Origin of the sequence: Terriglobus sp. 2YAB30_2, from assembly GCF_052114765.1 — a bacterium.
GTDB lineage: Bacteria > Acidobacteriota > Terriglobia > Terriglobales > Acidobacteriaceae > Terriglobus.
The window spans coordinates 123,537-135,974 of sequence record NZ_JBFRFJ010000010.1 but is presented as its reverse complement, the minus strand read 5'-3'; the positions used below and the strand labels follow the sequence as shown (position 1 = coordinate 135,974).

Sequence of the window (12,438 nt, the reverse complement as noted above, 5' to 3'; positions counted from 1 at the left end):
CTCGCAGATGCTCGATTAGTTCCACACATGCTCTAACGGCATCGGCTCAATCCGGAAGATCACATCCGGGGCTACCTCGGAGAACTTACGTACGAACTCGCGCGCCTGATTCTCAGTCTCAAACATATTCTGCTGGCGCATCTTGCCACCGACAAACTGTTCGCACTTCCAGATCATCGTGTTCATATCGCTACCTCTCCTCCCACCTGCTGTTTCTATAAACCCCAAATCCTGCACTTCGTTTCTGCCGTCAGATACACCGCGGGCGCTCTGAATCAAATCTCAAGAGCGCCCGCGCATGCTTCTCAGCCGACTGCAGTTCTTACTTCTGATCGACGTCTACATACTCGGCGTCAATCACGCCCTCGTCCTTCTTCGGCTGCTCGGTTGTTCCGGTAGCCGCTGCTCCACCGTCGGTCGGAGCGCCCGATGCATTGGCCTTGTACATGGCCTCCGCCAGCTTATGGCTCGCCGCCGTCAGCTTCTCGTGCGCCGCCTTCAGGTCGCTGACTGAAGGTGTTCCCACCAGCGTCTGCTTTGCATCAGACAGAGCCGATTCGACCTCGCTCTTATCCGCGGCCTGCACCTTCTCGCCGCTCTCCTTCAACATCTTCTCGATGTTGTAGACCAGCGAGTCGAGCTGGTTGCGGGCCTCGATCTCCTCGCGCTTGCCCTTGTCTTCCGCGGCATTCGCCTCGGCTTCCTTGGCCATGCGCTCCACCTCGTCCTTGCTTAAGCCCGACGAGCTGGTGATGGTGATCTTCGCGTCCTTACCGGTGGCATTGTCCTTCGCCGTCACGTTCAGGATACCGTTGGCATCGATGTCGAAGGTGACCTCGATCTGCGGCACGCCGCGCGGAGCTGGCATGATGCCGCCCAGCTTGAACTTGCCCAGCGTGCGGTTCTGGCTCGCCAGAGGACGCTCGCCCTGCGTGATGTGCACCTCCACCTCGGTCTGGTTATCCGCCGCCGTCGAGAAGGTCTCGCTCTTCTTCGTCGGAATGGTGGTATTACGCGGGATCATCGGAGTAGCTACGCCACCCTGCGTCTCAATCGCCAGCGTCAGCGGCGTCACGTCGAGCAGCAGCAGATCCTTCACATCACCGGTCAACACACCACCCTGGATCGCAGCTCCGATGGCAACCACCTCATCCGGGTTCACACCCTTATGCGGCTCCTTGCCGAAGAGATCCTTCACCAGTTGCTGCATGCGCGGCATACGGGTCTGTCCGCCGACGAGAACCACCTCGTCGATCTTGCTGGCATCGACGCCCGCATCGGCCAGCGCCTGTTTGCAGGGGCCAACCGAACGCTGCAGCAGGTCCTCAACCAGCGACTCGAACTTCGCACGTGTCAGCTTCTTCACCAGGTGCTTCGGTCCGGTCGCATCGGCCGTGATAAAGGGCAGGTTGATCTCCGTCTCCATGGTGGTGGAGAGCTCGATCTTTGCCTTCTCGGCCGCATCCTTCAAGCGCTGCAAAGCCATCTCATTGCCCTTCGCGCCCAGGTCCATACCCTCGTCCTGCTTGAACTCGGCGATCAGCCAGTCGACGACGCGCTGGTCGAGATTGTCACCACCCAGGTGCGTGTCACCATTGGTCGACTTCACCTCGATGACGCCCTCGCCCACTTCCAGGATCGAGATATCGAAGGTACCGCCGCCGAAGTCATATACGGCGATGGTCTCGTCCTTCTTCTTGTCCAGGCCATAGGCCAGCGCAGCTGCAGTCGGCTCGTTGACGATACGCTTCACATCCAGACCGGCGATGCGGCCGGCGTCCTTGGTCGCCTGGCGCTGAGCGTCGTTGAAGTACGCCGGAACCGTGATTACAGCTTCCGTGACCGACTGCCCCAGGTAGTCTTCTGCAGCCTTCTTCAGCTTCTGCAGGATCATCGCGCTGACCTCAGGCGCGGTGTATTCCTTACCCTGCGCCTCGACCACCACGTTGTCGCCCTTGGCGACGACCTTATAGGGCACCATCTTCTGCTCTTCCGAAATCTCGTTCGGACGGCGGCCCATGAAGCGCTTGATGGAATAAATCGTGTTCTGCGGATTTGTGATCGCCTGCCGCTTGGCCACCTGGCCCACCAGACGCTCGCCACTCTTGGTAAAGGCGACGATGGACGGCGTCGTACGGCCGCCCTCTTCATTCGGAATCACCTTCGGCTCGCCACCTTCCATCACAGCGACGCACGAATTGGTGGTACCGAGGTCAATCCCAATAATCTTGCCCATAGCCTGCTCCTAAACCCTCTGAAATCCGTCCCGAAGGACGCGAACCAATCCCTCGACAGTCTCTATTCTGAACATTGAGTGAGTTACTGTCAACTTATCTGATGCGCTACCCTTCGCCGAGGTTTCACCCTCTTTTTCCTTTCTTTCCGGCTCGAACCGAAGGATACTGCTGCCGTTGGAGGCTCAATGCTGCGAACGATTTGCCTCACCCTTCTGTCTGCCACCCTCTTTGCCCAACAGCCCGCCGCCGCCCCACAGGACGCCGCGCCCAAGGCCCCGGTCAGGCCGCCTGACGGCGGCACCTCCGAAGTACTGGAGAGCATCTACATCCCCCCAAAGCCGGGTGCTCCCTTCGCCCTGACCCTCAATACCGAATGGGTCCGGACCTACGCTGATGGCAATACCACCACCGTGACCAACCACCGCTTCATCGCCCGCGACGCCCAGGGCCGGATCTTCGAGGAGCGGCGACTTCTTGGCCCGGTTGGCAGCCGGGGAAACTCCTACCTCTCCTGGTGGCAGCACGGCGACCCGGCCGCGCATGTTTTCTACAACTGCCATCCCTATAAGAAAGTCTGCTACATGCTGCCCTACAACGATCCGGTCGACGTCGATCCCACCTTTGACCCGGGCGTACAGAGCTTCCCGGCAGGCTCTACGACGCGCGAAGATCTGGGCCGCCGGTTCATCCTCGGCATCGATACCCACGGGGTTCGCGTGACCACCACTCTGAAACCGGGCGTCCTGGGGAACTCGCAACCCTGGATCATCACCCGGGAGTACTGGTACTCCGAGCAGCTCGGCATCAACCTGCTCTCTATCCGCAACGATCCTCGCTCCGGCCACCAGACCTTCACGGTTGCCGAGATCAGCACGGCGCCGCCGGACCCCAAACTCTTCGACCTTCCGGACGGATTCCAGATCATCGACCAACGCCTACCAAGCCAAAAGTAAGCGCAACGCAGCCGCTTTGTTCTGCAGGGTGTACCGGGAACACCCCTTCAACCCCCGCGGCACCTGACCAACTGGCAACGGGCAACTGCCCTTAAGCTGCTACCGGAATCTCAGGATGCCCATGAGGCAAAATCAGGTTCCCGTCGCTATCTATCTCATTCGACTCCACATAGAAGTGGGTCAGATTTGCAACGCCGAAGGTTGTCGTAATTGCGACATCGGTCGCATCGCGCCCCGCCGCCATCAACACACGGCCGATCCGTGGATGGTTATGACGAGCGTCCATCGTCCACCAGCGGCCGTCGAGAAAGACCTCGTACCACGCGGAGAAATCCCCCGCTCCGGCATAGGGCGAACGAATGTCGCCGAGGTAGCCGGCGACATACCGTGCCGGAATATTCATGGCCCGCGTCAATGTAATGGCCAGATGCTGAAAGTCACGGCAGACGCCGACACGCTCCGTGAACAGATCGAGCGCGGTCTTGGTGGGCCGCGCCGAGTTGTAGTCGAAGCTCACATGATCGTGAACCCAGTCACGAATGGTCACCGCCAGCAGCCATCCCTTGGGAACACTCCCGAAGAGATCGCAGGCAAGACCGCACATCCGGTCTACCTCGCAGTAGCGGCTGGCGAGCAGGAAGGGCAGCACTGCCGCCGGAAGATCCCGCACCTCGGCCTGTTGGGCGTCTACCTTCACCAGATCGGGCACGCCATCGATCTCCACCACATTCGATCCGCTTAACCGCACCGCCCCAGCCGGCAAATGCACACGTGAGCAGCGATTACCGTAGCTGTCCTGATACTTCTCGGTCACCAGCCGCGACATCAGCCCGCCATCAAGATGCTCCACGACAAGCGATGTCACCTCACGCGCGAGAGCATCGACCGACGGATGCAGGTCCAGCATAGCGAGCATCGTTATCGGAGCAGGAAGCTGGAACTGAATATCGAATTCAGAGCGAATGAGCATAGATTCACCAGTTGCTTTCTTTGGTTCTATGATGCCGAAATGCCATCGGACCGCTGTCTGCGGCCCCTTATGCCACACCCATTGCAGCTCTAAATGCCTGCATACCAGGCATATCCGCCCTCCGGCGAAGACGATCCCAGCCCCTTGCCGAAGCGCTTCATCGAGTCCGTTACGGTGATAGAGTCGACAAACTTCAGGCTCTTGTAGCCAAGCTGCCGTGGCAGACGAAGACGCAGCGGTCCACCAAACCTGACCGGCAGATCGTCATCATTCATGCCATAGGTAAGCAGCGTCTGTGGATGCATCGCATCGGCCATGTCGATACTCTCCCACCAATCGCGGTCGATGGAACGATAAACAACGTAGCGAGCCTGAGGCAGCATGCCGGCAGCGTGCAGGACTTCGAAGAGCGGCGTGCCGATCCACTCAGCGATATAGGACCAGCCCTCTTCGCACGCCAGCTCCGTAACCTGGCTGCGCGTTGGCAGTGTCTTGAGATCAGCAAGTGAGAGCGATGCCGGATGCTCCACCATGCCATCGATCGTCAGCTTCCAGTCCTTGAATCCCCCCGCCTGATGGCGCTTGAACTCCTCTTTGAGTGGCGGTATCTCATTCGCAAACGGAGCCTTCGAGATCATGTTGCGAGAGAACTCACGCGCCGTCGAGTGCGTGGTCATCAAACGCTGCGTCGCATAGGTCAGCGTCTCTCCCGGACCATAGACACCGCCGCTGTCAGGAGGCACCAGGCCATATCTCCGCGCCAGCCGCGCCGCTATGCCTGCAGCAGAAACACCGGCGCCCGCAGCCACGGCTGCAGCAATCATCCTTCGCCGCGTCATGCTCATAGCTGTTCCTCCTTCACGACACCGGTCACCATCGCCCGCGTCCGGCTCCAGAAACCCGCCAGCGTCACCATCATGACATGCACGACAAAGAACAAGACCAGCGCAATAGTCGCGAAGAAGTGCAGCGTCCGCGCAGACTGCCGTCCCCCGAGAGCCTCCACTGCCCACGGAGCAACGGAAGCAACGGCAGGCGACAACGCTAGACCAGTCCAGAGGAGCAACGGAAACAAACCAAAGATCACGCCCAGATACACCGCGCGTTGTACAGCGTTATAGGCCCCGCGCTCTTTTACCGGAGCGCGGTGAAGATATCTACCCAACACTGCCGTGTATGCCTTCCAGTTACGCTGTTCACGTGCCGGCAGAAGATCGCGGCGAAGATGTCCGTTCCATAGACTCGCCAGCACATAGACGATACCCGTTAGAACAATCAGCCATGCCGCCTCGAAGTGCAGATAGCGGCTCCATCCGTTCTGATCCGGCAGCACGGCGTATCCCGTGGGCACCATGGCGCGGGACGACGGCACATGCAGTGTGAACAACGGATGCATGTTCACATTGCCGGTCTCTCCCCAATAGAATCGCGGGTGCGAGAGAAGAATCTCTATACCGGTCACCAGCAGTGCCACAAAACAAAGCACCGTGATCCAGTGCGTGACACGCACGACGGCGGAGTGCCGCGATCTCTCGGTAGCAGGCGCTGCAACAGTAGTGGGCACGACGGGAGCATAGCACGGAGTCACCGTCGTTCCTCCACAAGAAATCAGCCATTTTCGGGGTGCAACAGCTATGCTGCAACCAGCTATGCTGCTTCTATGATTCGCACCATCGCCATCCAGGGATACCGCTCCATTCGCGATCTCGTTCTTCCCCTGGGGCAGCTCAGCGTCGTCACCGGAGCTAATGGCAGCGGAAAGTCCAATATCTACCGTTCGTTACATCTGCTTGCGGATGCAGCGCAGAACGCCGTCGTGGGTTCGCTGGCGCGTGAGGGCGGGCTCCCCTCCACCTTCTGGGCTGGTCCTGAAACTATCGCACGCAGCGTGCGGCAGGGCGAACATAAGATCGAACCCCTGGCCGGCAGGAACTCTGCAAGCCTTATGCTCGGCTTCGGCGGCGATCTCTACGGATACAGCATCGATCTCGGTTACCCGATACCCTCCCAGACAATGTTTGGACTAGACCCACGCATCAAGCGGGAGTGCATCTGGAACGGCCCCCTCTATCGCAGAGCCTCCGCGATGGTCGACCGCCGTAATAACTTCGTCTGGCTCTCCACCACCAGGGACGAAGAACCGGTCATGCTGACCCAGCACCTCGCCGACACCGACAGCATGCTCGCCAGTATCCCCGATCCCCAACGTGCACCGGAGATGCTCGCCGTTCGCGAGTCGATTCGAAGCTGGCGCTTCTACGATCACTTCCGCACCGACGCGGACTCTCCCGTACGCACGGCGCAGATCGGCACCTTCTCTCCGGTACTGCATCACGATGGCAGTAATCTCGCCGCGGCATTGCAGACGATCTTTGAACTTCGCTCTGACGAAGAACTGTCTCGTACGATCAACGATGCCTTCCCCGGAAGCAGCCTCTACATCGAAAGCACTGCCGGTGGTTTCAGCATCTGCCTGCAGCAGCACGGTCTGCTGCGTCCGCTCTCCGCGAAAGAGCTCTCGGATGGAACACTTCGTTACCTGCTGCTGACTGCCGCTCTGCTGACTCCGCGGCCACCGGAGCTGTTGGTCCTTAACGAACCGGAGACCAGCCTCCATCCGGACCTGCTGCCTGCACTGGCAAGGTTGATCCGCGCCGCCTCACGCAACACACAGATCATCATCGTCTCTCACGCGCAAGCCCTGGTCGAAAACATCCTCGCCGAATCCGGTTGCGCTCACTTGCACCTGATCAAATCATTCGGAGAGACCACACTGGAGTCAGCCACACTCTTCAACACACCGAAGTGGGCCTGGCCTGCACGATAGAGTGTTTTCTCTGTAGGTGTCGTGTAGGACTTCCGCACCTGTGGACGTTTTCCTCAATGAAAACGCCGCTGCACGCTCCTCCCGGGATATCCGGCAACAGGAAAAATGCCCTAGCCAAAGGCAAGGACCGCAGCAGGCTGCGCTTCCGGTGCCTCTTTCGCTACCCGAAGCAGCCACCAACCCACCACATAACCGACAATCGCCAGGGGCAGAGAGATCTGCAATGGCGCCTCTATATCCGGCAGATAGCTCACAACCAGATGAATCGCCAGAAACCCCCACGCCTTTGCGCCGCTCTTGAAGATCGGCGGAAGGCAAGCCGGAACAGCAAGCATAAAGACCGGCCAGGCATAGCCGAACAACCGCGGCACCGCTGTTCCCAGCATCGGCGCCAGCAAAAACGAGATCACGCCGTAAATCAAGCAGAAGCGCAGAAAAAGGCTTTCACGCCACAACGAACGCCACGTACRAATAGGAAAAAAGAAAAGCAGAAGCAACGGGAAAAGCCCAAAGCGTGTCAGGCCATCAAAAAGCGTCGTCAACGGCAAAGACAGCACCCACTCGCAGACACCAAAGGCTTTGATGGGACCGAATGGCAAATGTATCTGCCAGGCAGGTGTACATATGTTCATGCCGGGTGTCCACGGATAAGCTCCAATAACATTCTTAAAAAAATTCCAGGGGATTTTGCCCAGAACATAGAGCGAACCCGGAACATGTTGCTGGTTCGCCAGGGCGTTCGCGCTCAGCCGGCTAGTAATGAAGGAACCTGCAAAGGTTGCTACAAAAGCAAGTACGCGCTCGACTACACTCAGACGCCACCAGGTAGCCAACAGCAGGCATAACAGCACCAACAAGGTGGATTCTCGCGAGAGCGAAAGCGGAAACAACATAAGTATCGCCGCTAGCGTCTGATGATTTGCCAAAGCGTAGAGCATGATCGACAACAGCGCTGCATACCAGAGATCGGGAAGCGCCAGTCCCCGGACCAGATCAGCCCAGAAGAAACAACCGCCTGTAGCAATCAGGATCCACACCGGTGTCCCCGAGCGCAATAGAAGACCACCAACGATCGTCAGTACGGCAACGACCGAAACGATCCCGAGAGCAATAAAGATCGAATAGACAGAAAAACCTGTCAGATGCGAAAGGCCACGAACGACCAAAGGCTGCAGTTGACGCATGGCGAAAGGCTGCATGACACGCTCAACATGGCCTTCGGCGAGAGCGATGTACCACTCTACATCAGAGATCGAAAAGAGACTGCTGCCCCGATATCCTCTGACGAGCGCCAGCAACGAAGAAAGTACAACAAAGATCGCCAGTTGCAACGGTTGAATGGGCTGCTTTGACCGCATCCGTGTCTGCAAAGAAGGAGCCGAGAACAAGGTCATGACCTGTTTTCTTTCGAAAAAGTAGATGAGCCTACTTTACCGTGACCGGCATGGAGCGCGCATCGACCTGCCAGAGGGATGCGGCATAAGGAGCAAATCGTATAAGAATGGATATGGAGGAACGAAGTGGTCACCGTAGCCTCACCAGGTCTCAAATACCACCCGATTGTTCGAGTCCCCCCTCCCCCAGTTGTGCATACGTCGAATGTTCGCCCTCTGAACTTTAACCGCCGTTACCCGCTCCGGCGGAAGGCGCAGCAAAGCGTAAGACAAGGACTTTTGCGGGTGAGACTCCTGAGTGCTCATTCACGACTCGTTAATGTAGGCCGAGGTTCATATGCTTTCAATGAGAAGTCGTCACGCTAGAGCATTTTCCCTGTTGCTGGGTAGCCCGGAAGGGAAGTGCAGCGGCGTTTTCATTGCGGAAAACGCCCATAGATGCGGGATCCCTACACTACACCTACAGGCAAAATGCTCTACCCGTGTTCTTTGGGTAGCGGCTGCCCTATTGCTGGTCTTCTGTGCCCGCTCTCAATCGCAAACAATTGCTTGTTCCACTTCCGGCGGTATCGTTTATTTCGACGGTGCCAATTATGTTTGCTCTCTCGGCGCTATCTCCTCTGATCGAAAAAGCATTACAGCTCGTCCCCAAGTGACCGCCAACCAGGTCCACCTCCCGTGGAATATGGAAACAATGGGGCCGAACAATATCCAGGCGAATCTCGTCTCCGCCGGTTGCGGCACTGCCGCTTGTGACTCGATCTCAGGAGAACTCACTACGGACAATTCCGACTATAGGATTCGCCCGGCCATCCCGACGAATAGTTATAACAACGAAGGTGTCGGTGTAAACGGAGCTTTTAATCCGCTGAGCCATAGTCAGCAGAAGCAGGGATACTTCGGCTGGAAAACGGCAAACTCGACCAGCAACTTCGGCGGCAACTATGTTCCGTTCAACTTCTCGACTGTGGTCTCGCATCAGCCTCCAGCGGGCCCTTACCACGGCGCCATGACGGGCATGACGTTCAACTACCTCAACGGTAACGATGACACGCTGACCGGAAGCCGACAGAATTACCAGGGGCTCAAACTATTCATCAACTCCGCTGGCGGTCAACAAGGAGGACTTCTCGATGCCGAATCCTGGCTCACCGGCGACGGAGACAACGTAGGACTCGTGCAGTACCTGCAATGCACTGGGCATAACCAGGGAGACAACGAAGGCTGCGAGTTCTATCGCCGTTTTGCTTTCGACCAGGTATCGCGATTCGGAATCCAACTGAACGCTTCTCCAACCTTGCAGAGTCCTGCTTATCCAAACGCGCGGACGGGGATTTGGCTGCTCGCGGGAAGCACACGGGTCAACTACGATAACAACAGTCTTGGCGTCCGCAATGGAATTATCAACTCCACGAAGAAGTACTCCAAAGGGAACATCCTGAGTCTCTCCTCGTGCACGATTGATGGAATAAAGACTGTATGCGCGCGGCCTGATTCGGGAGCCACTTGGACGGCTGACTTCGGCATATCGACGATGCAGGCGTGTGCCGTGAGCAACACCGCCGTAACGCCTGTCGTGAACTACGTGCAGCCCCCCGCGGACAACGAAACCGGAAGCAACTTCAGCACTGTCTCTTGCACCGTCTCGTCATCGTCGAAATTCACGGTAGGAAGCACCGTAGTGCTCACCGGACATAACTTTGACTATTGCCCAGTTTCTTCCGTTCCGGACACTCATACTGTAGTTCTGCAATGCAAAGAGGGTCATGCGGGAACGGAGATCCTCTCCACCGGCGGCATGGTCGGGTATGCATTCAACTTCGACGCGGACATCATCAGGCCGGGTACGTTTAATACAAAGATCGGTATAGGACTTCCGTTCAATATCAAGCCCATCGATATTCGGCGCCAGGTCGCTCCCATCATTGGCTACGACGGCAGCAACATGATCCTGTACACAGGGATGTGGACTGCGATCACGACTATGGGCTTAGCCAAGACGGTGGTAAGTTCTCCTCCTGTGCTTGCCGTCACCGTAGATAGATCAGGCAATGTAACCGCAGTCACAATCACGTCCCAAACTGGAAACGCATACCGGTCCGATGTGGCTGAGGTAGGAGCTCTACCGCAGAGTATGCCTATGCCGCAGATCATCTTCCCTGGAAGATGCACTGCCGCAGCCAGCTTCAGCGGCCTGAATCTCAATGGCAATGGCCAGTTCGTACTTGGTTCGGTGAATATCACCAACAACGGTGGTGGAACCTGCACGGGAGTGGCCTCAGCAACAACGCAGACAACATACCCCAACCCCTATGGGATCTATCCTTACGCTCGCAATTACTCCGTCCTAACGAACATGGGTAATGCTTATCAGCCTGGGCAGCCGAATGCCTATGTAACTTTGGTTGACCCAGCGAAGTGGTCTCCGGGAATACCAGGAGATCCCACGCATCCTGGGGATTTAATCGACAATGTTCTATTCATCCATGACCGCGTCCACGAAGGCTATAGCAACACCGTGAAGTACAACACAATTGGAGGCAGCCCCAGCGAGTCGAGTCTTTCTCGGACTTTCACTGGGCTTGGAGGTGGAGACTTCGCCGAAGCCATCATCAACGGCAACAACGCTCAGATGTATGCGTCGAGGAACAATCCTCCAACCGCAGAGAAAGGCTACACCGTTGCTCCTCGGTTGTTCAGCATCCTCGGAGGCTGGAGGACTCTGTTTGATATGCCCGCTCCGTACCCGACAGGCATGGCGTATAACCCTCCGATGACCGAACCTGCAAATCGCGGGACCATATTCCTCATCAGCTGCAACCACCACCTCATGAATATAGACTGCGGTAGCTCTCGCGATGACTACGATATAGTTACGGCTCAGCCTTCTCCTGCGAGTGGGTCAACTCTAGGAACATCCAGTTTCGGGTACTCGCCCGATGCTGCAAATTACTTCTTCAACGACAACGTAAGGTTAGTTGGAAATGCCGCCAGCCTCATTATCAGCGGTAACTCGGGAGTTATGAACTGTCCCGGGGGCCGCGGAACGTGCTTGCAGTACAACAACTCCAGCAATGGATATAAGGGATACCTTGGCATTTGGGCTGCCAACGGGGCGCAGAAATTTGCGATCCATTCCAACAACGGTTTGCAGTTCTTCAGCTCTCCGAACTTTATTACCGGGCTACAGGGAACCACTGGAACGAATCTGTTGCGCACGACCGGAAGCTTCACTCCCGGGCATGTCGTATCGATTGACTCCAATGGCAACGGCACTGATGGTGGCGCAATTCCATTGGCTAATACAGGAGCTGTATCCTTCACGGCCGGCAGTGCGGCTGGAAGTACTGGATCAGTTGCCTGCATGGGAGGAGCATCCTGCAATGCGAATAGAGGTCGAGTAACAGTCACTCCAGGCGGAACGGGTATTGGCGCCGGCACGATATTCACGATCACCTTCGGAGCGGCTTATCCGAATACTGCGTACACATGCCAGGTCATACAGAATGGTCTCAATCATGGTGTTAACGCATTCCCTCAATGGTCGCCGACATCCACAACTGTAGTAACGGTCAAAACCTCAGGGAGCGGAATCCTGGATACATTCACGCAGGAATTTGATTACATCTGCCTGCAATAAATCACCTCAATGAATTCTTCTCTCGGCCCCGTTCGCGGGGCCTTTTTACTGCCAGCTATGGTCTCTAGTGTGGTGATTCGATGTAGCTGCAAGATGAAGGGCACGAACACGAAAGATCATCCCCAGGCGGAAAAAAGCGGCGCCATCCTTGAGGATGGCGCCGTTGATCTATCCAGGGGCTTCTTTCAAAACCTCCCTGTTTCAAACCTTCTGATACAGCCGATACCGCTCGGTTGTAATCGCGTCGAACGGCCGCATCTCCACGTCACCATCTCTTCATCGCAGCTCCTTGAAGCAGCTCGCAACCATCTAGAGCAATTCTCCTAATACCGTAGCTTGGGATAAATCTGCGAATGCCGTTTTCTTCGACGGAAAACAGCGCAAGCACCCGAAGCTTCACACCAGGACTTTAGGAGA

The 12,438-nt window shown here is 57.0% G+C and carries 9 protein-coding genes; 3 read left to right on the top strand and 6 right to left on the bottom strand.

What is annotated here, in order from left to right:
• Positions 1–15: 15 nt before the first annotated feature.
• Positions 16–186 carry a hypothetical protein gene (locus AB4Y89_RS16030; RefSeq protein ID WP_442301947.1) on the bottom strand — a complete coding sequence of 57 codons (171 nt, stop codon included), beginning with the start codon at positions 184–186 and terminating at the stop codon, positions 16–18.
• 136 nt (positions 187–322) lie between these two features.
• A complete protein-coding gene (gene dnaK / locus AB4Y89_RS16025; protein WP_442301946.1) occupies positions 323–2,236 on the bottom strand; it encodes a molecular chaperone DnaK in 1,914 nt (637 codons plus the stop codon).
• Positions 2,237–2,422: 186 nt separating this feature from the next.
• Here dnaK and AB4Y89_RS16020 point away from each other — a divergent pair, with 186 nt between their 5' ends.
• A complete protein-coding gene (locus AB4Y89_RS16020) occupies positions 2,423–3,190 on the top strand; it encodes a hypothetical protein (protein ID WP_442301945.1) in 768 nt (255 codons plus the stop codon).
• A 91-nt stretch (positions 3,191–3,281) separates the two neighbouring features.
• Here the strand turns inward: AB4Y89_RS16020 and AB4Y89_RS16015 are convergent, their stop codons facing one another.
• The 3 genes from AB4Y89_RS16015 to AB4Y89_RS16005 form a co-directional block, all read right to left on the bottom strand.
• On the bottom strand, positions 3,282–4,160 hold the full coding sequence (locus AB4Y89_RS16015; protein WP_442301944.1) for a transglutaminase-like domain-containing protein: 879 nt from the start codon (positions 4,158–4,160) through the stop codon (positions 3,282–3,284).
• Positions 4,161–4,249: 89 nt separating this feature from the next.
• Positions 4,250–4,999: a molybdopterin-dependent oxidoreductase gene (locus AB4Y89_RS16010; RefSeq protein WP_442301943.1), complete on the bottom strand. Its 750-nt coding sequence runs from the start codon at positions 4,997–4,999 to the stop codon at positions 4,250–4,252.
• Positions 5,000–5,001: 2 nt separating this feature from the next.
• A complete protein-coding gene (locus AB4Y89_RS16005; protein WP_442301942.1) occupies positions 5,002–5,748 on the bottom strand; it encodes a cytochrome b/b6 domain-containing protein in 747 nt (248 codons plus the stop codon).
• A 72-nt stretch (positions 5,749–5,820) separates the two neighbouring features.
• Between AB4Y89_RS16005 and AB4Y89_RS16000 the strand changes: the two genes are divergently transcribed.
• Positions 5,821–6,987, top strand: coding sequence for an AAA family ATPase (locus tag AB4Y89_RS16000; RefSeq protein WP_442301941.1), 1,167 nt, complete (start codon positions 5,821–5,823; stop codon positions 6,985–6,987).
• Positions 6,988–7,097: 110 nt separating this feature from the next.
• Here the strand turns inward: AB4Y89_RS16000 and AB4Y89_RS15995 are convergent, their stop codons facing one another.
• Positions 7,098–8,318: a hypothetical protein gene (locus AB4Y89_RS15995; RefSeq protein ID WP_442301940.1), complete on the bottom strand. Its 1,221-nt coding sequence runs from the start codon at positions 8,316–8,318 to the stop codon at positions 7,098–7,100.
• 757 nt (positions 8,319–9,075) lie between these two features.
• Between AB4Y89_RS15995 and AB4Y89_RS15990 the strand changes: the two genes are divergently transcribed.
• A complete protein-coding gene (locus tag AB4Y89_RS15990) occupies positions 9,076–12,021 on the top strand; it encodes a hypothetical protein (protein ID WP_442301939.1) in 2,946 nt (981 codons plus the stop codon).
• Positions 12,022–12,438 lie beyond the last annotated feature (417 nt).

Excerpts from the sequence above, each read along its gene's own strand:
- AB4Y89_RS16030 (WP_442301947.1), bottom strand. The coding sequence starts at position 186 with ATGAACACGATGATCTGGAAGTGCGAACAGTTTGTCGGTGGCAAGATG.
- dnaK (WP_442301946.1), bottom strand. The coding sequence starts at position 2,236 with ATGGGCAAGATTATTGGGATTGACCTCGGTACCACCAATTCGTGCGTC.
- AB4Y89_RS16020 (WP_442301945.1), top strand. The coding sequence starts at position 2,423 with ATGCTGCGAACGATTTGCCTCACCCTTCTGTCTGCCACCCTCTTTGCC.
- AB4Y89_RS16015 (WP_442301944.1), bottom strand. The coding sequence starts at position 4,160 with ATGCTCATTCGCTCTGAATTCGATATTCAGTTCCAGCTTCCTGCTCCG.
- AB4Y89_RS16010 (WP_442301943.1), bottom strand. The coding sequence starts at position 4,999 with ATGACGCGGCGAAGGATGATTGCTGCAGCCGTGGCTGCGGGCGCCGGT.
- AB4Y89_RS16000 (WP_442301941.1), top strand. The coding sequence starts at position 5,821 with ATGATTCGCACCATCGCCATCCAGGGATACCGCTCCATTCGCGATCTC.
- AB4Y89_RS15990 (WP_442301939.1), top strand. The coding sequence starts at position 9,076 with ATGGGGCCGAACAATATCCAGGCGAATCTCGTCTCCGCCGGTTGCGGC.